The sequence below is a fragment of the Flavitalea plasmicola genome, assembly GCF_030546645.1.
Lineage (GTDB): Bacteria > Bacteroidota > Bacteroidia > Chitinophagales > Chitinophagaceae > Puia.
Map to the genome: position 1 here is coordinate 224,116 of NZ_JAUOTO010000001.1, position 22,406 is coordinate 246,521.

At 52.4% G+C, this 22,406-nt stretch carries 25 protein-coding genes; 9 read left to right on the forward strand and 16 right to left on the reverse strand.

Annotation, left to right across the window (positions count from 1 at the left end; translation table 11 throughout):
- Window positions 1–3 precede the first annotated feature (3 nt).
- Window positions 4–1,131, reverse strand: a complete 1,128-nt coding sequence (locus Q4E93_RS00850) for a sensor histidine kinase (RefSeq protein WP_303582185.1) — start codon at window positions 1,129–1,131, stop codon at window positions 4–6.
- A 177-nt stretch (window positions 1,132–1,308) separates the two neighbouring features.
- Between Q4E93_RS00850 and Q4E93_RS00855 the strand changes: the two genes are divergently transcribed.
- The 3 genes from Q4E93_RS00855 to Q4E93_RS00865 all read left to right on the forward strand — a co-directional run bounded on the left by Q4E93_RS00855 (window position 1,309) and on the right by Q4E93_RS00865 (window position 5,212).
- Complete coding sequence (locus Q4E93_RS00855) at window positions 1,309–3,507, forward strand: outer membrane beta-barrel family protein (RefSeq protein ID WP_303582186.1); 2,199 nt, start codon at window positions 1,309–1,311, stop codon at window positions 3,505–3,507.
- Window positions 3,508–3,524: 17 nt separating this feature from the next.
- The gene (locus tag Q4E93_RS00860; protein WP_303582187.1) at window positions 3,525–4,523 is read left to right on the forward strand and encodes a phosphotransferase enzyme family protein; all 999 of its coding nucleotides are present in this window, start codon (window positions 3,525–3,527) and stop codon (window positions 4,521–4,523) included.
- Window positions 4,524–4,642: 119 nt separating this feature from the next.
- A complete protein-coding gene (locus Q4E93_RS00865) occupies window positions 4,643–5,212 on the forward strand; it encodes an energy transducer TonB (RefSeq protein WP_303582188.1) in 570 nt (189 codons plus the stop codon).
- 76 nt (window positions 5,213–5,288) lie between these two features.
- On the opposite strand, the gene Q4E93_RS00870 is transcribed toward Q4E93_RS00865, so the two are convergent.
- The 3 genes from Q4E93_RS00870 to Q4E93_RS00880 are packed head-to-tail and all read right to left on the reverse strand — an operon-like array spanning window position 5,289 to window position 7,211.
- A complete protein-coding gene (locus tag Q4E93_RS00870; protein ID WP_303582189.1) occupies window positions 5,289–6,131 on the reverse strand; it encodes an isocitrate lyase/PEP mutase family protein in 843 nt (280 codons plus the stop codon).
- Window position 6,132: 1 nt separating this feature from the next.
- Window positions 6,133–6,621, reverse strand: a complete 489-nt coding sequence (locus tag Q4E93_RS34405; protein ID WP_368501855.1) for an ABC transporter permease — start codon at window positions 6,619–6,621, stop codon at window positions 6,133–6,135.
- Window positions 6,588–7,211 (reverse strand): ABC transporter permease, encoded by a 624-nt coding sequence (locus Q4E93_RS00880; RefSeq protein WP_303582191.1) that lies wholly within the window; start codon window positions 7,209–7,211, stop codon window positions 6,588–6,590. Before Q4E93_RS00880 ends, Q4E93_RS34405 begins: the two co-directional genes overlap by 34 nt.
- Window positions 7,212–7,415: 204 nt before the next feature.
- Between Q4E93_RS00880 and Q4E93_RS00885 the strand changes: the two genes are divergently transcribed.
- Window positions 7,416–7,961 (forward strand): DinB family protein, encoded by a 546-nt coding sequence (locus Q4E93_RS00885; protein WP_303582192.1) that lies wholly within the window; start codon window positions 7,416–7,418, stop codon window positions 7,959–7,961.
- A gap of 24 nt (window positions 7,962–7,985) precedes the next feature.
- Here Q4E93_RS00885 and Q4E93_RS00890 read toward each other — a convergent pair whose 3' ends face one another.
- Genes Q4E93_RS00890 through Q4E93_RS00900 form a run of 3 tightly spaced genes read right to left on the reverse strand, consistent with a single transcriptional unit; the run spans window position 7,986 to window position 9,583 of the window.
- Window positions 7,986–8,330 carry a GldL-related protein gene (locus Q4E93_RS00890; protein ID WP_303582193.1) on the reverse strand — a complete coding sequence of 115 codons (345 nt, stop codon included), beginning with the start codon at window positions 8,328–8,330 and terminating at the stop codon, window positions 7,986–7,988.
- A 36-nt stretch (window positions 8,331–8,366) separates the two neighbouring features.
- Window positions 8,367–8,834 carry a hypothetical protein gene (locus Q4E93_RS00895; RefSeq protein ID WP_303582194.1) on the reverse strand — a complete coding sequence of 156 codons (468 nt, stop codon included), beginning with the start codon at window positions 8,832–8,834 and terminating at the stop codon, window positions 8,367–8,369.
- A 47-nt stretch (window positions 8,835–8,881) separates the two neighbouring features.
- On the reverse strand, window positions 8,882–9,583 hold the full coding sequence (locus tag Q4E93_RS00900; RefSeq protein ID WP_303582195.1) for a DUF92 domain-containing protein: 702 nt from the start codon (window positions 9,581–9,583) through the stop codon (window positions 8,882–8,884).
- Window positions 9,584–9,677: 94 nt separating this feature from the next.
- Between Q4E93_RS00900 and Q4E93_RS00905 the strand changes: the two genes are divergently transcribed.
- Entirely contained in the window at window positions 9,678–12,149 is a 2,472-nt protein-coding gene (locus Q4E93_RS00905; protein ID WP_303582196.1) for a glycoside hydrolase family 95 protein, read from the forward strand.
- A 2-nt stretch (window positions 12,150–12,151) separates the two neighbouring features.
- Here Q4E93_RS00905 and Q4E93_RS00910 read toward each other — a convergent pair whose 3' ends face one another.
- From Q4E93_RS00910 to Q4E93_RS00925, 4 genes are all read right to left on the reverse strand, one after another.
- Window positions 12,152–12,916: an SDR family NAD(P)-dependent oxidoreductase gene (locus Q4E93_RS00910; protein ID WP_303582197.1), complete on the reverse strand. Its 765-nt coding sequence runs from the start codon at window positions 12,914–12,916 to the stop codon at window positions 12,152–12,154.
- Between the two features lie 77 nt (window positions 12,917–12,993).
- Window positions 12,994–13,359, reverse strand: a complete 366-nt coding sequence (locus Q4E93_RS00915; RefSeq protein ID WP_303582198.1) for a helix-turn-helix domain-containing protein — start codon at window positions 13,357–13,359, stop codon at window positions 12,994–12,996.
- 17 nt (window positions 13,360–13,376) lie between these two features.
- Window positions 13,377–13,607: a hypothetical protein gene (locus tag Q4E93_RS00920; protein WP_303582199.1), complete on the reverse strand. Its 231-nt coding sequence runs from the start codon at window positions 13,605–13,607 to the stop codon at window positions 13,377–13,379.
- 186 nt (window positions 13,608–13,793) lie between these two features.
- Window positions 13,794–14,222: an SRPBCC family protein gene (locus Q4E93_RS00925; protein WP_303582200.1), complete on the reverse strand. Its 429-nt coding sequence runs from the start codon at window positions 14,220–14,222 to the stop codon at window positions 13,794–13,796.
- Between the two features lie 227 nt (window positions 14,223–14,449).
- On the opposite strand from Q4E93_RS00925, the gene Q4E93_RS00930 reads away from it, so the two are divergent.
- From Q4E93_RS00930 to Q4E93_RS00940, 3 genes are all read left to right on the forward strand, one after another.
- A complete protein-coding gene (locus Q4E93_RS00930; RefSeq protein ID WP_303582201.1) occupies window positions 14,450–14,749 on the forward strand; it encodes a hypothetical protein in 300 nt (99 codons plus the stop codon).
- Window positions 14,750–14,821: 72 nt separating this feature from the next.
- Window positions 14,822–15,514, forward strand: a complete 693-nt coding sequence (locus Q4E93_RS00935; protein ID WP_303582202.1) for a hypothetical protein — start codon at window positions 14,822–14,824, stop codon at window positions 15,512–15,514.
- Between the two features lie 48 nt (window positions 15,515–15,562).
- Window positions 15,563–16,264 carry an alpha/beta fold hydrolase gene (locus Q4E93_RS00940; RefSeq protein ID WP_303582203.1) on the forward strand — a complete coding sequence of 234 codons (702 nt, stop codon included), beginning with the start codon at window positions 15,563–15,565 and terminating at the stop codon, window positions 16,262–16,264.
- A 38-nt stretch (window positions 16,265–16,302) separates the two neighbouring features.
- Here Q4E93_RS00940 and Q4E93_RS00945 read toward each other — a convergent pair whose 3' ends face one another.
- Window positions 16,303–17,181 (reverse strand): class I SAM-dependent methyltransferase, encoded by an 879-nt coding sequence (locus Q4E93_RS00945; RefSeq protein ID WP_303582204.1) that lies wholly within the window; start codon window positions 17,179–17,181, stop codon window positions 16,303–16,305.
- A 61-nt stretch (window positions 17,182–17,242) separates the two neighbouring features.
- Window positions 17,243–17,824: a Crp/Fnr family transcriptional regulator gene (locus tag Q4E93_RS00950; protein WP_303582205.1), complete on the reverse strand. Its 582-nt coding sequence runs from the start codon at window positions 17,822–17,824 to the stop codon at window positions 17,243–17,245.
- A gap of 45 nt (window positions 17,825–17,869) precedes the next feature.
- Between Q4E93_RS00950 and Q4E93_RS00955 the strand changes: the two genes are divergently transcribed.
- Window positions 17,870–19,645, forward strand: a complete 1,776-nt coding sequence (locus Q4E93_RS00955) for an ABC transporter ATP-binding protein (protein ID WP_303582206.1) — start codon at window positions 17,870–17,872, stop codon at window positions 19,643–19,645.
- Here the strand turns inward: Q4E93_RS00955 and Q4E93_RS00960 are convergent.
- The 3 genes from Q4E93_RS00960 to queF all read right to left on the reverse strand — a co-directional run bounded on the left by Q4E93_RS00960 (window position 19,635) and on the right by queF (window position 22,402).
- On the reverse strand, window positions 19,635–20,294 hold the full coding sequence (locus tag Q4E93_RS00960; protein WP_303582207.1) for a GNAT family N-acetyltransferase: 660 nt from the start codon (window positions 20,292–20,294) through the stop codon (window positions 19,635–19,637). The two genes, Q4E93_RS00955 and Q4E93_RS00960, sit on opposite strands and share 11 nt — an antisense overlap.
- Before the next feature lie 309 nt (window positions 20,295–20,603).
- On the reverse strand, window positions 20,604–21,860 hold the full coding sequence (locus tag Q4E93_RS00965) for a homoserine dehydrogenase (RefSeq protein ID WP_303582208.1): 1,257 nt from the start codon (window positions 21,858–21,860) through the stop codon (window positions 20,604–20,606).
- Window positions 21,861–21,955: 95 nt separating this feature from the next.
- Window positions 21,956–22,402 carry a preQ(1) synthase gene (gene queF, locus Q4E93_RS00970; protein ID WP_303582209.1) on the reverse strand — a complete coding sequence of 149 codons (447 nt, stop codon included), beginning with the start codon at window positions 22,400–22,402 and terminating at the stop codon, window positions 21,956–21,958.
- Window positions 22,403–22,406: the final 4 nt, after the last annotated feature.

A 22,406-nucleotide genomic window follows, 5' to 3' on the forward strand; every position in this document is an offset into this window, starting at 1 on the left:
GCTTTAAGCGGTCCTCGTGACGGACATTGGCATCATCAGCTCGGCCAGCTGCAGCCTCAGTCTTATCTCGAACCGGGTGTTTGTATTTTGAATGTCCAGATGGTATTGTCCCGGATAGATCAGGTCCAGCCTTCGCCGCACATTCTTCAGGCCGATGCCCCCATAGTGCATCACGTCGGTAGTCGCCGTCTGCGCAGCGCTGTTGGATACGGAAAAATCCAGCTGGGTCCCATCCAGGTGCAGCCTGATCCTTATCCAATTGGGCGTATCCGGTTCCCTGGAAACATGTTTGAAGGCATTTTCCACAAAAGTCATTAGTATAAAGGGAGCGATGCCCAGGTCTTCATAGGAATGATCCACCTGGAGACTGACCTCCACATTGTCGTTCTGCCTGAGCTTTTCCAGCTCGATGGAATTTTCCAGGTAAGCGATCTCCTTGGTCAACAGGATCTGCCGGTCGTTGCACTCATACAGCTGATGCCGCAACAGTTCCGAGAACTTTGCCAGGGAAGCCGAGGCCATGTCCGGGTTCTTATGGATCAGGAAGAAGATGGAATTGATAGTGTTGAAAAGGAAGTGGGGGTTGAACTGGTGTTTCAGAAAGTTCAATTCTGTCTCCAGCTTTTCTTTCTCTAGTTGCTGCTGCCTTCGCTGGGTCTGCAGCCAGTTCTTTGCCAGCTTGATGCTCATGGCGAAGGTCATGCTGGCTGCAGTGGAAGACAGGGGACCTCCGGTGTACAGATAGTATAGGTTGAAGGAGTCCACGCCGTATAGCTCTTTGATGCTCTTGCCCGTGAGGATGGAGCTGAGGTAATATCCGGGAACGATGCAGGCGGCGGCGCCTAATATGGTCAGGACCAGGAAGGGGATGTATGCGGTAAACCGGCTTTTTTCCAGGTATTTTGGTATGAGATAATACAGGTTGAAATAAACGGCCAGGATCTGGAAGACGACATAAAAAAGATATTTGATGGCATAGGGCGGAGAAAAGATAGAAGCGGCTGCCTTTACAGGACTGCCGACAGTGGTAGCCCACCAAAGATAATGGTACACCAGCCAGAAGGGGATATGGTACAGCTTCCATCGGATGAACCAGTGCTGTCCGGGCTTATGGTAGAAAGGCGCGTTCATTGCCTATAAGGTACATCAAATTTTGCTTATCTGGCGGCCCTGCTATTTGAACGTACCCGGATAATTGACGAGCTGCATTTCGGGATATATGAATGGGATAATTGCATTTCGTCAATTAGGTGCGACAGGTGGTCATAGCCTTTTTGAGAATCATTATATGCCGATTATTTTGGAGGCATGAAGCTAATCCTTATTTACGGCCTCCTCTTTTGCCTTTTTCAAAAGGCCTATAGCCAGGAGGCTATGAAAGATACCAGCGTATTGAAAGAGGCGGTTATCCGGGGAAGGAAGCCCCTGGTCCAGCAGCGACCGGATGGCATCGTCGTGAATGTGGAGAACAGTATAATGACAAAAGGCAGTTCGGCCCTGGAGGTGCTGGAACGGTCTGCCGGCATCATCATCGACCGGAGGAACAACAATATTTTTTTGAACGGCAAGGACGGAGTAATGGTGATGTTCGACGGAAAGCTCATGCGCATGCCTCTATCGCAGGTAATAACGTTGTTGCAGGGGATGAGCGCAGATGACATTGAAAAAATAGAGCTGCTGACGACGCCGCCCTCAAAATACGATGCGGACGGCAGCGCCGGGCTGATCAACATCGTATTGAAGAAGAATAAGCGACGGGGCACCCATGGCAACCTGTCCGTTACGGGAGGATATGGGTGGAGAGAGAAGAGTACGGCCAGCCTTAACCTGGCTCACAATACACAGCGTTCGAACCTGTATGGAACCTATTCCTTTTCACACGACAGGACCTATACGAATGTGTATATCACAGGCACTAACGACTTTCCCGTTCTGGGAGGGATGCTGGACGTATTATTCCTGGATACGACCCGGACAACGCAGAACAATCACAATTTCACGGCGGGATGGGAGAGAAGGATAAGTCCGAAGACTTCCATCGGGGCGAGTTTGATCTACAGCATCAATGGTACGAAGCTGCATGCCATCAACAATGCGGGATATAATGTGCTGCCTGATTCGCTGCTGTCATTCCGTGGAACCGTCGATCTGCGCAATCACTGGCATAACCTCGTTTCATCAGTGTGGCTGGAACAAAAGATCCGGGAAGATGAGAAGATTACTTTCGACATGGATTATCTCCTTTATAGCAACGATAATCCATCCGAGGTGCAAAGCAGTTTCACGGACAAGCACGGTGACAGGGCAGGTACTAATGATGACAGCTTATTCTCTCCGGCGCAGCGGGGCCATGCCAATACCCTGATCAGGGTGGGCGTAGTGAAGGCTGATTATGAACGACAGCTGAACAGGAAGCTACGGCTCGAATCCGGTGCAAAAGGCACCTACACCCGTACCTCGAGTACTTCGGGATTGGAAAGCGTGGTCAACGGGGAGTGGACGCCTCGCAGCGAAACGGTCAATAATGTGGTGATGAGGGAGGGGATCGCTGCGGCCTATGCTTCTGTTGACGTCGGGCTGGATTCCGCGACACATGTGACCATGGGGGCCCGGTATGAATATTCGGACACCAGGCTGCCAGCCATCCACCGCAGCGGGGGCTTCTTGTTCCCCAGCTTGTTCTTTTCGCATAAGGTCGGCGCCAGGTCTGAAGTGCAGCTGTCTTACACCGGTCGGATAAGCAGGCCCACCTATAACGATCTGGCTTCTTTTGTGGGATATGTGGACCCGGTAGCCGTCTTTACGGGCAATCCCCTGCTGCGGCCGACGATCACGAAGAACGTGAAGCTGGGTTATAACATTGGCGACTATACGTTCTCGGTGCTGGCAGGCCATGACGATCACCCTATCCAGGAGACCCAGCTAACGGAAAGCCCGGACAAGGACCTGATGTATGTTTCGCCACAGAACTTCGTTTATCGAGATGAGCTGACCTTTCAGGCCAATCTACCCTGGAAAGTAAACGATTGGTGGAATATGAGCTATAGCCTGACGGGTGGGTGGCGGCGCTTCAAAGAGGATTTCACCGTCGTGCCGGTGAAGAAGACCTGGTTCGGCTGTTCGCTCAGTTTTACCCAAACCTTCAGACTCCCCAAAAGTTATTCGGCGGAACTTTCGGGCTGGTGGAATTCATCTACCTATTGGGGAATGATCAGGGCGGAAGGTTTCGGGGCTTTGAATGTCGGGGTAAAAAAGGACCTGAAGAACAACGGAGGTACACTGCAGGTGGCTGTGTCCGATGTTTTAAGGACCTTGCAGATCAGGATGCGTTTTGGCACGCTCACGCGGGAGGCTTTTGCCACCACCAGCTACGTACGGGTGAACACGGAATCCAGGATCTTTCCCATCATTAAGCTGACGTATTCCAGGTCCTTTGGAACAGGCCCGGGCGCGCAGCAAAGAGAGCGTAAGGGCTCCCGGGATGAGATCGACAGGATCAGGAAATAGTATATATTTGCGGCGTCATGAATATTTTTCCCACGCAGTATTCCACGCTGTCGGCTCCTGCACTGAAAGATCACCTCGAAAAGCAATACGGATTCAAGCATATGCGCTGTCGCCTGCTGGTCAGGAATGTCAGTGATACCTATCTTTTAGAAGGGAGCGATACCAAATACATATTCAAGATCTATCGTGACAACTACCGCAAGCTGGACGAGATCCGGGCAGAAGTGGAATTGCTGGAGGTCCTGAAAGCAGGCGGCGCCCGGGTGGCATATGCCATTGCGGACCTGCAGGGGCGGCACATTCAATCGTTCCAGGCGGCGGAAGGTGTCCGCAATGGCGTCTTGTTCTATTTCGCGCCGGGGAATGTAGTGATGGACCCCAGCGACCGGCAGCTGACCCTCATCGGCAGGGAAATGGCGGTGATGCACAATATCACAGCCGGTTTGCAGCTGAAGCATGACAGGATCACGTATGACTTCTATACCACGCTGCAACGTCCCCTGGCCGTCATACGCGAAAGATTCAGGGAGTTGCCGGACGAATATGAATTTCTGCAGCAGGTGGCGGAGAAAGTGAAAAAGAAATTAGCAACATTCCCGACGGGATCATTCAGCTATGGTTACTGCCATTATGATCTTCTGGTGCAGAATTATCATTTCGATGGTCAGGACGGCATTACTTTCTTTGATTTTGATTGGTGCGGGAAGGGGTGGCTGGCCAATGACCTGATGACCCTGTACATACATTTTTTCTTTCATACGCATTTTGGCAAGGTGACACAGGCAGAAGCCGACAGGGCCTTTGGCATTGCTGTCGCGGGGTACCGGCAGGTACGTCCTATCCTGGATGAAGAAATAGAAGCGCTGCCATTCCTGGGCGTGACGTTTCTGATCTTCGCCCTTGGTTTTTTTGAAGATAATTATGACGATTTCTCCATTACTTTCCTGACACCCCGGTACTTAAGGGACAGGACTGCCCTGATCAAAAAATTAGCGGAGCAGTATTGTAAGTTTTGAAACATATTGAGCAAATATTTCTACAGGTATTTACTTATAAGGCCTGAGCAAGGCGGTGGCATTCAATTTGAGTGTGTATAGAAGTACTAAACATTACTGTTATGCAATACTCTAATAATATGCTAACTAAATTTTTTGTAATAGGTGCTATCTCCATGGGTGCACTAACCGCCTGCTCCGACAATGCGGGAGATAAGACGAGTGACAAAACCCCGGCGACCACGGACTCTACGGCTACAACCAATGCCGGCGGCACCAGCAGCTATGATTCTGCGTCGAAGAAAGCCATTGCCAAGAAAAAGGGGAGGGCCACGGTAGCGATGTCGGAAAGCAATAAAAATGACAAAATGGTGGCCGATAAGGAAGGAGTGTATAATAAAGCCACGGTGATGCCTGAATTCCCCGGCGGACAGAACGCCTTGGCTACTTATGTCAATAATCATGTTGAATACCCTCAGCAAGCCATCGATGATAACACCGCTGGTACGGTGAGAGTGTCTTTTGTGGTGGATGAGCATGGTAAAGTCCAGCAGGCAAAAGTGATCAACGGCCAGAAGGTGGGCAATGGCCTGGATGAAGAAGCATTACGTGTAGTCAATAATATGCCAGCCTGGAAGCCAGGTAAGGTAAAAGGTCACAATGTAAAAACAAGATTGGAGCTTCCGATCAACTTCCAACTGGAAGCATAGATCGGCTTTGGTTATGTACAACGCAAGGGCCATGAGTATTCCTACCCATGGCCCTATTATTTTTATTGGCCCCGTCTCACGCCGACCGGAACAGGGCATTCAGATCAGCATAGGGCACGGTGTCCTGTGGAAAAGAGAAGGTTCCTTTCTGATAGATATCCTGTGCTGCCGTCAGAAAGGCGCCGTAGGCTACCCGGGAGAGGGAGGAACCCAGGCTCACCCGCCGGACGCCCAGGCTGGCCAGTTCTTCAAGGGTGAAACTACCCTTGGATAATCCCATCACTACATTTACGGGTTTGGGCGCCACGGCGTTGACCACAGCGATGATCTCTTCCCGGGTTGTCAGACCAGGGGCAAACAGCACGTCCGCGCCTGCTTCGGCAAAAGCCACCAGGCGCCGGATCGTATCGGGAAGATCGGCACGTCCATGAATGAGGTTCTCGGCCCTGGCCGTCAGCGTAAAAGGAAAAGGAAGACTGCGGGCGGCCGCTACGGCTGCTTTTACCCGGTCCACGGCTAGTTCCAGTGAATAGATAGGGTCATTCCGACGGCCGGTGGCATCTTCGATCGAACCGCCGACGGCGCCTGCTTCGGCTGCCAACAATATAGCGGATGCACAGGCGTCCGGGCTATCGCCATAGCCATTCTCCAGGTCAGCCGACAAAGGAAGGGAAGTAGCTGCCGCGATGGAACGGACGTTATCCAAAGCGTCTTTAAGATTGACAACACCCTCTCCGTCCGGCTTGCCGATACTGAATGCTAAGCCTGCGCTGGTGGTGGCCAGGGCCTTAAAGCCCAGGCTTGCCAATATTTTTGCGGAGCCGGCATCCCAGGGATTGGGTATGACGAAAATGTCGGAAGAGGCATGCAGTTTTTGCAGGGCGACCGCTCTGTCAGTCTGCAAAGAATTTGGATTCATATTATTCAGTTTTTAGACTTGTGGCCGGATTTGCCAATGCGGCCCGGAGAGCCTGAAAACTAATGGTACAAATGGTGATCAGTATTGCCAGCGCTCCGGCCCAGACAAACATCCACAAGTTAAGACTAATCCTGTAGGCATAATCATCCAGCCACCAATTCATCATCCACCATGCGAGGGGACTTGCCAGCAGGATGGCGACGAATACTAATTTCAGGAAGTCGGCCGAGATCAGCCGCACGATGCCGGTGACGGAGGCGCCCAGGACCTTCCTGATCCCAATTTCCTTTGCCCGTTGCCCGGTAGTAAACATTACCAGGCCCAGCAATCCCAGACAGGAAATAAAAATGGCCAGGAAGCTGAAGGCATGGGAGAGCTTGCTGATGACCTGCTCATTCCTGTATAAATTTTGGTATGCTTCGTCGGAAAAAGTATAGGTGAAGGGGAATCGGGGGTTCAGCTGCCTGCAAAGCGTTTCCAGGCCATGCAGGGCTCCTTTGTCTTACCAGCCTCTGTGCGTACCAGGACGTTTCCAAAGTCGTCGACCCCATGCCGGAGGATCAGTGGATGGATGGACTCATGGAGGCTCCTGAAATGAAAATCCTTCAGGACACCGATGATGGTCAGCTTCCGGCCGTTGACCTTTATCTTCCGGCCTACCGCCGCTGTATAACCGATCGCCCGCGCTGCCGTCTCATTGATCAGGCAGGCGTCTGACGAGTCGGAGGGAAATGCCCTGGAGAAATCACGGCCTTCTTTCACCTGCAATTTCATAGTGGGCACGAAGTCGTAGCCTACCTGCTGGTTCTCAAAAGAGACCATGGTCTTCGGGCCTCTCCCGTCCCAATCCACTTCATTTGTCTGGGAATTGAGAAAGGAGGGGTCATCGGAAATGGCAGAGACGTTTTGAATACCTGGCAGCCTTGATGCTTCCGCTTTGAACAGCCTGTACCTTGTGACAAGATCACCTTCGATGGGAATACTGACCAGGTTCTCCCTGTCATAACCCAGGTTCCTGTGCTGGATGAAGGCCACCTGCTTTGATACGACGATGGTGCCCGCTAAGTAGTTCCTCAGCATAGGTGCAGCGATTTGAGATCTGACAGCCAGCATTGTGCCAGAGTTATAAGGTGATATAACTCAGACGTTTAAACGTCGATTTCCCGACGGGATCGTACGTTTTCGCAACAGGCCCTGTCCGTTTTTTCGCGGGGCGGAAATGCTGCTGACATAGGGCTGACAGTACCCGGTCGTTCCTTTGTATCAACAACAAAACTTCCAATCATGACAAAGGAACAGATTATCGCTACTGAAAAGTCGATCTTGTCCGGAGAGACTATCACAGACAATACGATCATTACATCCGACGAGCTGCTGCAGCATTGGCAGGGCCATCGCCGTCTGACCCGTAAGCTCATCGAAGCTTTTCCGGCGGACAAGTTTGAAACTTATTCCATAGGCGGCATGCGCAGTTGCTCCGAGCTGGCGCTGGAACTATTGGACATGGCCGCTCCCGGCGTCCGGGGCATTTTGACAAATGAGTGGAAGAACTTTTCGGAAACGGAACACAACCTTCCCGGTGCCGCCAAACACAGCAAGGAAGAGATCCTTCGCCGCTGGGACAAAACGACGGCAGAGATCGATACACTGTGGCCGCAGATACCTGCTCGCCGGTTCAGGGAGACGACCAAGGTCTTCAATGCGTATGAGGGTACGGTTTACGCGCAGCTGCTGTACTTCATCGACAATGAGATCCACCACCGGGGCCAGATCTATGTGTATCTCCGCAGTCTGGGCATCGAACCGCCTGCTTTCTGGGACAGGGCGTAGGTCTTCCGGTAAGGAGGAGATGGATCAATCGGTCCTGAACACCTTGTTCAGGATCCGGTTGGTTTGCTTCAGGGTGCTGGTGAGCTCTTCTGCCTGAAGATGGACTGCCTCCGGCGGGGTCCCCGGCAGCTCTACGCGGTCTGCATGCTGAACCGGCGCTTTCGGCAGGACGACGGTCTGTTGAGCGCCTTCGGGACGGCTGCGCCACTCCAGGATACCATACAGAAAGAAGATGGCTACTTCTGTCAACAGTCCTGCTGTCAGGGCCAGGCTGCCGTATTCCTTGTGCTCCAGCTTGGCCCAGGCGCCGAAGATCACTACTGCCGCGGCGAATGAATACACCGTGTTCATTACTTTTTCGAGGTTCATCGTTTTTTTTTTACGGGTATAAAATGGGCAGGGGGGCTATGGTTTTATGATGTGTAGGAAAGGTTTTTTGCTATCGATGCGGATTTGCGATGCCCTGGGGATCAGAGGGCTCAGGCATTCAGGCGTAAAATAAAGCACCAGGATGACCAGCGTAGGGAATAGCGACCAGGCCATGGTGTCCCCCCATATGGCGATGAAAGTGTCGATGCGCGCATCCCTGGGGGCATCTTTCTGAAAGCGTACGGGCACCAATCCGCCAGAAGGAAAGCTCATATTACTGGGCCCGTTGAAGAAGAGGCTGTCCCTGCCTGCTTTGAAGCGGATCACAGGATGGGAGCTGGTGCCCAATGGCGTCAGCGTGTGGCCGGTGAAGCACATCCGGCCCATGGCTTTTTCACTCCGGACCAGCCAGCAGCCGTTGGAGGCTATGATCGGTGCGACGAATAGTCCGAGCAATAAAAGGAAAAACCGGTTCCGGGACAAAAGCATAAGATAAAGATACATAAGAATTAGATGTATCTGCAAATTTTTCGCCTCTTATTTTATCGTGATCAGCATAGAGCAGCCAGCGCAGCAGCCAGCACTCCGGCCACCAGTGTATTGAGAAAATTCACCATATCATTGCCGATGAAGCCTTTTCGCTCCAGGGTGGCGCCCAGGAGAGAGTCGGCCAGGTTGCCGGTGGTGCCGGATAAAATGATGATCCAGCCGCTGGTATGCCATCCATGACTGACCGCATAGAGCAGGGCAATGACGGCGGACCCCGCGATGCCGATGATGAGCCCTTCGATGCTGACGACACCGTCCAGGCCCCGCTGGTCGGGCTTCCAGGTAAGGATATTATAACACCTGCGGCCATAGATCATTCCCAGTTCGGAGCTGAGCGTATCCGCCGTTGCAGAGGCGAGGCTGCCTGCCATGGCAAGCTCCAGCGGGTGGCGACAGGCGGGGAAGAAGATGATGCCCAGGCCCGCCAGGGCCGCCACTCCTCCATTGGCGAGCACCTGTGACATCGTGCGTGTCATCTGTGCGGCAGCGCCTTTTACCTTTTTGCCCCAGCTGGTGGCTACGGTTCCCATGATGAAGAAGCTGGTCAGCATTACCAGTCCCGTATAACCACCTCCGGCATAGACCAGCCAGCCAGCAGCGGCGCCGGCGAGGGTTGCTGGCACGGTGAGTTTTTTACGCCCGATGCTGAAGGCAGCGCCTGCGAGTAGTATCAGCAGAACAATGATATTGTTTAGCCAGGGCATATTGAGCGGCTAAAGATAAAAAAATATACATTCGTACCTGTTAAACATGTCGCCAATGAGATCGCAGATCCATGAACTCCTTAAAAGGACAAATATGAACGTGAGTAAATCGCTTCCCGTCATCCTCTTGTTCCTATTGCCATTTGCACTCCATGCCCAGGACTCGCTGATGAAGCTGTGGTACCTGGAGCCTGCCGGAGATAAATGGGTAAATGCATTGCCTTTGGGCAATGGTCGCATCGGCGCAATGGTGTTTGGCAATCCTGCGGAAGAGCGTATCCAGCTCAACGAATCCACCGTCTGGACGGGCAGCCCCAATCGCAACGATAATCCCGATGCGTTGCAGGCATTGCCGGAGATCCGCCGGCTTATCTTCGACGGGAAGGAAAAAGAGGCCCAGGAGCTGGCAAGGGAAAAGATGCAAACACGGCGATCGAATGGCCAGATCTTTCAGCCAGTGGGTAATCTATTGCTCTCCTTCCCCGGACATGATGCTTATTCGGATTACCGCCGGGAGCTGGATCTCTCCACGGCCACTACGCTTACTACCTATAAAGTTGGAGGCACGACCTTCACCCGTAGGGCGTTCACTTCATTGAAGGATGGGGTCATGGTGATAAGGCTTAGCGCTGATAAGCCGGCTGCCCTGTCATTTACGGTGCACATGAACACTGCGCACCAGGCGACACAGCGTACGGCTGGCCGGAAAGAGCTTGATCTTGCGGGGATCACCGGCGGCCATGAAGGCGTGCCGGGAGGTGTGAAATTCTTCACGGCCGTGAAGGTCGTCAATGAGGGGGGCAGGGTGAAGGCGGGAGACAGTGTACTCACCGTCAGCAAAGCAAATAATGTCACCCTCTATCTCTCCATCGGCACCAGCTTCGTCAACTATCGTGACGTGAGCGCTAATGCGAAGAAGCTTTGCAGGAGAACATTGAACGTTGCGGTTAAAAGACCATATGGCCGGATGCTGGATGAGCATGTACAGGCGTATCAGCAATATTTCAACCGGGTGAGCCTGAAGCTGGGCGACGGCAGTGTTCAGCTGCCGACCGATGTGCGGCTGCGCAATTTCCGGACGGGTAATGATGCCGGGTTCGTGGCGTTGTACTTCCAGTACGGTCGCTATCTGCTCATCTCTTCCTCCCAGCCGGGGGGACAGCCTGCCAACCTGCAGGGGATCTGGAATGACAGGATGGATGCGCCCTGGGACTCAAAATATACCATCAATATCAATACGGAGATGAACTATTGGCCTGCGGAAAAGGATAACCTGCCGGAAATGCACGAGCCGCTGATCCGGATGGTGCAGGAGCTGTCCGTGACGGGACAGGAGACGGCGCGGGTGATGTACGGGGCAAGGGGTTGGATGGCCCATCATAATACGGACCTCTGGCGCATCACGGGCCCCGTTGATGATATATTCTGGGCCGTCTGGTCCATGGGAGGAGCCTGGCTTTCGTTGCACACCTGGGAGAAGTACCTGTACAACGGGGATACGGCCTACCTGCGCAGCGTTTACCCGGTGCTGAAAGGCGCCGCCCTGTTCTTCGTGGACCATCTGGTGGAGGAACCTTCCCATCACTGGCTGGTGAATAATCCGGGCACTTCCCCTGAGAATGCCCCATCGGTGCGGCCTGGGGTATCTTTTGCCGCCGGTGCTACGATGGATAACCAGATCGCATTCGATGTCCTGAGCGCGGCCGCCAGGGCAGCACGCGTCCTGCGTACGGACAGCCTCTTTACGGATACATTGCTGGCCGTCCGCCAGCGTCTCCCGCCCATGCACGTCGGGAAGTACGGCCAACTGCAGGAATGGCTGGAGGACCTTGACAACCCGGAAGATCATCACCGGCATATTTCCCATCTTTACGGCCTGTTTCCTTCCGCTCAGATTTCACCTTATCGCACACCCGAATTATTTGCGGCGGCCCATACCACTATTTTGGAAAGGGGCGATATATCCACCGGCTGGTCCATGGGATGGAAGGTCAATTGGTGGGCCCGTTTCGGCGACGGGGACCATGCCCTTCAGCTGATCAGGAACCAGCTTTCTCCCGTGGGCACCCATCGGGAAGGGGGCGGCACCTACCCGAACTTGTTCGATGCACATCCCCCTTTCCAGATAGACGGTAATTTCGGCTGCACTTCCGGCATTACGGAAATGCTCCTGCAAAGCCAGGATGGGGCTATGCAGCTGTTGCCAGCGCTTCCTGGCGCCTGGCCCTCCGGAAGTATTGCCGGGATCCGTGCCCGGGGAGGATTTGAAGTGGCATTTTTGGAATGGAAAAATGGCCTTCCTGCCAAGCTGGTGATACGTTCCACGCTGGGTGGCAATCTGCGGTTGCGGGTGACGGATAAGGTCGCTCCGGATTTTGACGAAAAGATACGTCCCGCCACCGGCGACAACCCGAATCGCTTTTACTACGTGGAGAATATCCCGGCTCCCGTCCTGTCCCCGGCGGCAAACCTGCAAACAGCGTCGCTGCCCCCTACTACAGTGTACGACAGGCCTACCGAGCCAGGCGAGATCTTTATGATCCTTTTCAGGCCGAAGCAGGAATAAGCTTACAGGAACATGCCGCCGGAAGCTTCGATGCGTTGGGCGGTGATCCATTTAGCGTCTTCGGTGCAAAGGAAGGCTACAACGCCGCCTATGTCGTCGGGACGTCCCACCCTTTTCAAGGCGGTGTTGGAAGCAAGCGCTGCATTCACCTGGGCATTGTCCCGTACCACGGCGCCTCCAAAGTCGGTCTCGATAGCGCCCGGCGCGACGATATTCACCCGTATACCTCTCGATCCCAGTTCTTTAGCCTGGTATTTGGTAAGGGTTTCCATGGCGCCCTTCATGGATGCATAGACGGCATATCCCGGTGTGCTGAAGCGGGCAAGTCCAGTGGAGATATTGATGATCCCGCCGCCATCCGGGATCAGGGGTAATGCTTTCTGGGTAAGAAAGAATACGCCTTTGAAATGGATGTTCAGCATCTCGTCAAACTGTTCTTCCGTGGTTTCGGCAAATGAGGCGTGTACCCCGGTGCCGGCATTATTGACGAGGAAATCGATCTTTTCTGCTCCGAATACGGTATTCAGGGTGCTCCTGACTTCCTTGAAGAAGCCATCGAAGGCCTTGAGATCGCTGGTATTCAGCTGGAGGGCGGCTGCTTTGCGACCCAGCTTTTGGATCTCGCTGACCACGGCCTGCGCCTCTTCTTTTTTGCTGTGATACGTCAGTAATACGTCGAGCCCCTTTTTAGCGATGTTGAGCGCCATGTCCTTTCCTAACCCCCGGCTACCACCGGTGACCAGGGCTATTTTGTTTGTCTGTGCCATATGTTGTTGGATTTTTTAAATGACAGGACAAAGATAGACAGGGTTGGGCGCTGAAAAATGGTTAAGACTTCAGATTCTCAGACCCTCACTGCAGCAATGTTCTTTCGGAATTGCATGGGGGTGATGCCGGACATGTGCCGGAAGAATTTGGTGAAATTAGAGGGGTCGTTCCAACCCAGCTTTCCCCCTATATCCGCTATGGACAGCGTGGTTTCGCTCAACATCCTGTGGGCCTCCGCCATGAAGCGTTCCTCCATGACATCGCAGGGCGATTTGCCTGTGGTGAGCTTTATTGTGTCGGTGAGGTGCCTGGGATGGATGAACAGCAGCCTGGCGAAATCACTGGCGGAATACCGGCGCCCGCAGCGGCCATGCAGGAGGTCATCCATATGCTGATCCACCAGCATAAAGAAGGCGGTCTTAATTTCTTCCTGTCGGGACATGGTACAAATATACGATATCACCGGACGACTGTATCCGGAAGGATCTCTGCCTTGAAGCCCAGCTCCTCCAGCAGGCGGATCAGGCGATATGATTCGACAGGCCCCATCATGGATTTCACCCGCAGGATCCTGTCGCAATCATCCAGGTCAAAGTTGGCCTTATAGCCCATAAAGACCTTATGGATCTGTTCGATCAGCATGTTTGCATGCATTCGCTCTTTTACATTGGTCTTAAATACTTCTACCATGCATGTAAAATTTTATTGCACGAGGCATTACAAACTTAGTGTTCCTTCCCCGTAACGATAGGGGGGAATTGTGACATATTAAGCGGCAGATCGGGACAATTATCAGCTTCAAGTGGCCAGCTACAAGCTGCAAGCCTGGATTTATCACAACATGCACTTGTGGCTTGAAGCTTGCAGCTTGTAGCTTCAGACGGGTTGACCCAGATATTTGGCTAAGTGCTTCCCAATGATCGCAGTCCAGCCTTCGGCAAAGTTCTCTTTTTTGAAATCCGCGATGTCGGGGAAGGTTTCCAACCCTTCATGGGTCAGCTTCAGCCTTGTCTTATCCCCTTCAGGGAACAGCTCGAAAGTGACGAAAGACTGGCCTTCATAGCCTTTGTACGCCCAGCTGTACTGCAGCTTTTTGTCCTTTACCACTTCTGTCACCTTACAGAAGTGCACATAGGTGCGGTCCTGGGGCCCGCCTTCGAACTGGAATTCAAACCCCACTTCAGGCCTGAACTCGGCAAGGTCGAAATACCACTGCTTCATTTCATCTTTGTTGGTAAGGGCCCTCCAGACCCGGTCTACCGACGCCTGGTAGACTCTTTCAATGACAAAAGGTTCCTGCTTCATTTCCCTGGAATTTTGCTGAATAAATGATTGTCAATATTTAGTAGTTAAATATGTAACAGAACGGTTACAAATTTATGCAAAACCTGACAGTAACGCCAATATTTTTTTGACTATATCTTTTGCAGCGCCTGTAACATCTGTCTTTTCTTCATCGTCTTAACAGTATTTTACAAAAAGGGAGCAGATATTTTATTGTATTTTGTTTTGCCCTGTTAATCCTGACGATCATGAAGCTACTCCCCGCCTATGTCCTTATCCTGCTATGTCCTGTTCTAAGGGCCCAGGATACCACCCTATCAAAATATATTCCGTCCCATGCTTACACGATTGTTCACAACGAATCGCTGGCCATACTGGATGGTTGGAATGGCATGCGCGCCCGGTTTGGGATCGAGCATGCCTGGAACAGGAACTGGTCCAGCTATATGCGGGGGTGGGCATTAAGTTCAGGAAAGCTGCCGGATATCCGTTGCGGAGTCCATATCGGCAGGGTATTTCATGCCCGAAGACGAAACCCTGATTTTTGACCTAAAACCCGTCTGTTCAGATGCAACATTCCTATTAGAGGTGCGTCTTATAGTAATCACTAAATGCATACCATGGGTTTTAAAGCTTCGATGATCACCATCCATCGTCCATCCATGCTACTGCCTGAAGAGGTGTTGTTGAAGCATCTGGACTTTTCCGATCTGGCATTCCGGGAGACAACGATCATGGACAGCTGCATCTATCCGGGGGACAGGTCGGTCAATATCGGGTACTATAATGACAACATCGTCATATGTGAAGATTATCTCCTGACCACCTCTCTGGAGGTCACGGACGACCCGGTGACCCTGGCTGAGTATGAGCAGGTGCTTTCCGCGCTTTTCCCAGGCTCCGAAGTATTGACGGTGGCCTGTCATAGCAGCGTTAATTATCATTTATATTCTCTTGTAAAAGACGGCAAACGAATTCGTTTTAAAAGGATCGTCGCATCCGGACCTGTCCTGGAGCATGGGGACAGGCTCAAAGAAGAAGAGACCATTTATGCGGCATCCAGGGTCATTGACGGCAAGCGTTTTTTTGAAAGCCGGCGGCAGAACGATCATCATGCGGTGACGGAAGATCAGCTGATGGAAGAATTTGCATTTGGGGTGGCCAAAAGACACCTGGGCGTTAAGATCTCTTCCGGGGAAGAAAGTAACCTGATGTTCAACACACCCTTTAAAAAATTCGCGAAAATGCCTCCCCAATCGGCTGTGCTGGCGGCTATGGACAGGCAGACGAGGCCCTGGTGGAAAATATGGTGAGCTCACGGAGTTGGCAGGTGAAAGAAATTTGAGTATCTTAAGCGCACAATGAACGTTTATTTCATCAGCGGCATGGGCGCAGACTGGAGGCTCTTCAAGAATATACTACTTCCCGAAGGGTTTCAAATGAATTTTGTGGAATGGATCAGGCCGGAGGATGACGAGCCGATCCCCGCATATGCGTCCAGGTTAGCCGCACAGATAGACACTTCCCATCCTTTCATACTGGCGGGCGTATCGCTGGGCGGGATCATGGCCGTGGAAATAGCCAAGCTTTTTCCGCCGGTGGCGACGATCATCATCGGCTCTATCCCCGTGGCCCGGGATCTTCCCCGGTATTATCATACGCTGGGCCACTCGCTCGGCCTGCTGAAAGTGCTGCCGGGATCCTTCTTCAAAAGAGCGGCCTCGGCTAAAAGATGGTTTACCCGGGAAACAAAGGCAGACAAACGGCTGATATGGCAGATGATCAGGGAGTCGGATGCGCGCTTCCTGGAATGGGCGATGAAGGCCGTATTGAAATGGGAGAATAAAGAGATGCCGCAGCCATTGTGGCACATTCATGGTACACGGGATATCGTATTCCCCATCCGTCTTACACATCCTACGCATCGGATCCGGCGAGGCGATCACCTGGTGATCATGACGCGGGCGGGGGAGGTGAATGCTATACTGCGGGAAATACTTAATACAGCTACAAGCGACAAGCCTCAAGCTGCAAGTAAGCTCCTAATAAGTCCTGGCTTGTAGCTTGCAGCTTGAAGCTTGCAGCTTGAAGCTTGCAGCTATCAGCTGATCCCCGCCATCGCCACACGATAAAACTCATACCCCTTTAATATTTTCTTTCTTTCCGGCAGGTATCGCTGCCGGTAGTCAGCGGCGCCGGTGTCTTTTATCAGCCGCATTCCAAAGCCGGCCAGGTAGGTGGGCAGCTCTTCCGGCCGGAAGCCGAAAGTCCATCGCTCTTCGATGGCAGCCAGGTCATTCAATAATCTTTCCGCGCCGAAAAAGGCGGCGGGGTCTTCCAGCACTTTCCGGTCGACATAGGTGAAGATGATGAAAGAGCCTTTGGGCAGTTGTGCCGCCAGCCCAAATACGGCATCGACGGCCTCTTTGCGCAGATAGTTGGTGACGCCTTCCCAGATGAGGGTCGTCGGGACGGAAAGGTCCACGTGCTGCTGCCGGAACAGGTCTTCCAGGCTTTGCCGGTCAAAATCAATGGATAGATAACGGGTATTTCCCGGAAGGGTAGGCGCATGATGTTCCAAGACCTGCAATTTACGACGGGCGGTGTCGGGATGGTCTATCTCAATGACGGGCAGGGCACGCAGGTAGTCCAGGCGCAGGCTGCGGGTGTCAAAGCCGGCGCCCAGGATGATGAGCTGCTGTATGCCCCGGCTGACGGTGGTTTCCAGCCATTCGTCGATGAGACAGGTACGGGCCAGGCCCGAGGCAAGAGCGCCGGGGATACGGCGCTGGATGCAACGATAAAGAAGATGTTCGGCGGGCGGGAAGACTGCCGCGCGGCAGGCGAGACGCAGACTGAAATCAAGAAAATGAATGGCGTAAGGGTCTGTGAAAAGGCGCCGGTTCTTTGGCCTTCTCGTCTCCATGGCACGGTAAAGGGCCATGTATTGAGCAGTCTTGCTGGGGGTATTGGCTTTCATGAGGTAAAGGTAGTGCGCGGCCTTATCCGGGGCAATGAACCTGGGTTAAGTTCTGCCGTGGTCAGCCCACACCGGAGATCCTGCGCCTGATCCTGCTGAGCGCCTGGGGCGTAATGGCGATATAGCTGGCAAGATATTTCAAAGGTACGTGCTGCAACAGGTGAGGATAGTCGTTCATGAGACTCCGGTACCTTTGTTCGGCGTCATCCTTCAGAAAAGACATCTGGCGCCTGTTCTTCCGGATATATAATTCCTCGGCCGCTTTGCGGCCGATGCGATCGCCCACGGTGGTGAGGGCATACATCTCCTGGAGGTCATCGTAGCAGATGCTGTACAGGACGACGTCGGTCAGAGCTTCCGCCTCGTATATCACGGGAGTTCGTGTGAGAAAGGAGTCGTAGGCCGTCGCAAAAGAATGCTCGAAGGCGATCTCGAAAGTGATGTCCTTCTCTTCTTCCCGGACGAAATAGCGGATGATGCCGCTGTCTATGAAGTTGACATAGTTCTCTATGACGCCGGCCGCGAGAATCGAATTTTTTCTGCGAAAGGTGCGGCGTTGCACGCGGGAAATAAAGAATTCCCAATCCTTTGCCGGCAATGGGCTGTAGTGCTCCAGATATTTCTTTAATTTTGTGAGGTCCATAATATGCTGATGGTGGCTTCGTTGAATGTAATATAATCCCTGTAAATGGCAAATCCTTATATATCCTTGCTGAAGACCGCCTGGCGCTATGCCCGCAGGGAAAGAAAAAAATACGTTGCGGTATATGCCATGTTCATCGGCGCCAACCTGATGTATGCGATGAATCCCATCCTGTTCGGCTGGTTTCTCGGTAAGCTGCAGCAGGATACGACGCATGTGATGCGTTACACTTTTATTTATGTCGGCTGCTACATTGGCCTGAAGCTCCTGCAATGGTGCTTCCACGGACCCGCCAGGGTCATGGAACGTACGCTGGCCTTTCATCTCGGCCGCAACTTCCTCCAGGAGAAATATCATCAGCTGCTGCATCTGCCCGTGAAATGGCACCAGGACCATCACAGCGGCGCCACGATCAATCGTATCCGGAAGGCCTGGGAGGCCCTGCGGGAATTCTTCGACAGAGGCTTTATGTATGTTTACGCCTTGGGTAAATTCGTATTTTCCGTCATCGCTATCCTGTATTTTTCGCCTTTGTATGGCAGCATTGCCGTGGGAATGGGGATCTTCACCATTTTTATTATCCGCACTTTCGACAAGCCTTTTATCAAGGCGCTGGACGAGGTGAATGAGCGGGAGCACGTCGTCAGCGCTACCCTTTTCGACAGTCTTTCGAATATCATCACGGTCATAACGCTCCGGTTGGAGAAAAGCATGGAGACAGGGCTGCTTAATAAAGTGAGGGGCATCCTGTCGCCTTTTCGCAGAAGCTCGGTCATCAATGAGTGGAAGTGGTTTACCGCGGAAATGCTCATCGTCTGTATTTATGGCTTGATCGCCTTTGGATATATCTATCAGCACTGGACGCCCGGCAAGATGTTCTTGGTAGGGGGGCTGGCTACGCTGCTGGCCTATGTAAACCAGTTCACCAGTGTTTTCCAGGACATCGCCTGGCAATATACGGACATCGTTCAGTTCCATACTTACGTGCAAACCGCCGCCGGCATCAGCGAAGCCTATGAGGAGCAGCACCGGCCTGACCAGCCGGGATCATTGCCGGAGAACTGGAAAACGATACAGATCGAAGGGCTGAATTTCTCCCATCAGCCATTATATGACGCCGGACAATATGCCCAAAGCCTCCATCACTTGCATCTGCGTATCCAACGTGGGCAGCGGATAGCGCTGATAGGAGAGAGCGGCAGCGGCAAATCCACCCTGTTGTCCTTGCTGAGAGGGCTCTATTCTCCCCAGCCGGGTTTGATATTGACGGTGGATGGGAAGCCGGCGGAGCTGGGAACCTTGAATGAATCAGTGACCTTATTCCCCCAGGAGCCGGAGATCTTTGAGAATACGTTGGCGTATAATGTAACATTGGGACTCCCCTTCACGGATGAGGAGATCATGCAGGTATGCGACAGCGCTTATTTTTCCGAGGTCATCCGGCAACTACCGCAGGGACTCGGCTCGGATATACGGGAGAAAGGCGTCAATCTTTCCGGGGGGCAAAAGCAGCGGCTGGCCCTTGCCAGGGGCATTCTTGCGGCGAGGGACAGCGACCTGGTGCTGCTGGATGAACCCACCAGCAGCGTGGACCCGCGTACGGAAGCGCTGATCTATGAAGGGCTGTTCAAGGCCTTTGCAGACAAAGCCATTATTTCTTCGATGCACCGGCTCCACCTGCTGGGCAGGTTTGACTATGTATACATTCTTCACCATGGCCGGATCGTGGACGAAGGGAGTTTTGAATACTTGCGCGATAATAGTACCGTCTTCAATGAATTATGGCGCCATCAGAAGGACAATGCTTCCTTCAATGCGTAGCCGCCAGTCGGAAGCTGTTGCGGGTGCAGACATACAGCATGGAGTGCTTGTAAGGCAGCTGGATCTTCTGAGAGGCGCGAAAACCCGCTTGCCTGAATAGCGTGTTGTCCCATTCGCTTTTTATATCGACGTCCGCTGTGATCCTGCCGACTTCGGGGAAAGAGAAAAAATATTCCAGGCAGGTCCTGATAACGAGGACCATATTTTGCTGGATGGCCAGCGGCGCCGGCAACACCCGGATGCCATAGTCGCCCGGACGCACATTGTAATACAGGCTGATGGCATCCTGCTGGGCTTTATAGACATCCACCTGGCAGACAGGAACATCGTTTATCAGGGCCATAAAAGGCTGAGCGAAGTCCGACGCTATCATGCTGGCATAGGATTCTTCCAGTTCCTCGGGAGGCTGTGTCCTGGCAAGCAGCGGCCCTCCATACTCCTGGCTCAACCATTTATACAGGATGGACACATCGGTAGACACACAGAAAGGACGCACGGAAACCCGAAGCTTTTTGTCGGGCGTCTCCTTAAAAGCAACGCCTCTTTCGATCCCTGAGGGCAAAAGAGAAGTGCAAAGCCCGGAAGAAAGTTCTTCCGGAAAGGCGGCTTTAACAGGAGTCGAGAACAATACTGTAGAATTGGTTGACATGATCTTGACAATTTGATGATTTAAGGATCATTCTATTGCTATACATGTTCCAACCAGAGCTTATTAACGAGAGACAGGTAGCAGGAGGGGTCAATGCCCCCTTCTTAAACAAATTTTCGGAAATCAAACTTGGTGAAAAAAACGCAGGGCAACGCATCTCACCCCTTAAAGATTGGGAATATATGCTCATTCCCTTACACTCATTTAAAGGTAACCCCTTATGAGCTTCAAGCTGCAAGCTACAAGCCTCAAGCCAGGACTTATTAAGACTATACTTGTAGCTTGCAGCGTGAAGCTCGTAGCTAAGTGTCACACGATTCCCGCCAATTCCAGGCTCTTCTTCTTCAGTTTGCGGATCTCCACGTCTTCGATGATGGGCTCCGGCGTCAGTACCAGGGACGTGTTGTTCTCTTTCCACCAACTGTTCAGTTCAAGCTCACGGAAATGGATCACTCCGATCAGGTATTTCCGGTCTGTCTCCGCATGCCATTCCTCGATCCATTCGAACTTTTCCCGGGGGATATACTTCCAGTCGTCGAAGCTCACGTATACGCGCACGAAAAAGTCATTGGTGAGCTCGTGCGGCTTGTGATGATACAATTTCTTGTATTCATATTTATATTGATAGCGTAAGGCGGACAGATCGCTCAGCACGGCCGAGGCGGTTGGAAAAGAGCCAGCGCCCTTGCCATAGAAGAATTGCTTGTCGGCAAATCCGCTTTCTATCACCACACCGTTGTATTCATTCTTTACGAAAGAAAGGTGATCTTCCTGTTTGACGAACTGGGGTAATACGAAGGCGGCTACTTTGCCCGTCTCGAGCTTTTTGGCCTGGGCCACCAGCTTGATGTCATAATGTTTTTCCCTTGCCACGGCGGCATCACCTGCCTGTACATGCTGGATGCCGTTGAACACGAGGTCCTTCGTCGCCACAATGATGCCGTAGGCATGGGTCAGCAGAAAGGTCCATTTATTGGCCGCATCATAGCCTTCCACGTCCAGCGATGGATCGCTCTCGGCAAAGCCCAGCTGCTGAGCCAGCAATAATGCTTCCTGGAAGCCCAGCTTGTCTTCGAACATTTTGGTGAGGATGAAATTCGTGCTGCCGTTGACAATCGCCTTGATGGAATGCAGGAGGTCATTGTCATAATATTCTTCCAGGTTCCGAATGACAGGGATGGAAGCGCAGGCCGCGGACTCATACAGGAAAGACTCTCCTGTCTCTTTTTGTAATTGTAAGAGCTCCGGCATGTGCTCCGCGATCATCTTCTTGCTGGCGCTGACGACGGACTTGCCGTTCTTCAATGCAGTGGAGACGATCTCAAAAGCGGGCCCTGATTCATTGATCACTTCAACGATGACATTGATGGAAGGATCGTTCAACAATTCATCACGATCTGTAGTGAAGAGCTCCGCAGGGGCTTCCCTTTTCTTCCCTGGATCTTTTATACATACTTTTTTGATAGAGGCTTTTAAAGAAGGCGTTTGCTGTAATACTTTGTAAAGACCTTCACCTACGACACCAAATCCGAATAACCCGATGGTTAGCTGCTTATGAGTTTCCATTTTTTTATTTCCTTGTTTTGAAGCGGACGGCTAATCCTGAAAGCGTCCGCAAAGTTCCGAAATTTACACCAAATCCGAGCGTTTTTCTGAGTGGCCTACATCAATACATCCCATTCATCCTCAATGCGTTGCCAGTCGTTGAATTTTTCGGGGCCGCCCCTGGCCTTCCAATCGGAGTCGATGGTGAGCTTAGAGCTGATGCCTCCTCTTGGGTTACAGACCATCACGAGGCGGAGCCTTTCCGGCTCATAGACGGCCAGGAGGTCGTCATAGATGATATTGATCAGCCGCTCGTAGGAGACGATGGTATTCCGCAGCTGGAAAACATAGTGCTTTAAAGATCGAAGCTCGATGACTTTTTTCCCGGGGTAAAAAGTGAGATAGATGACGGCAAAGTCCGGCTGTTCCTTAACTCCCAGGAAAGTAAATTCGGGGATCTTTATCTTGACCTCATAGGCTTGCCCGGAAGGGTTCGGGATGCCTTGCAGCAGGGTGCGGTCGATGTCTTTGAACGTTCGTAAGGTGGAGGTGGTTCCTTGCATATAT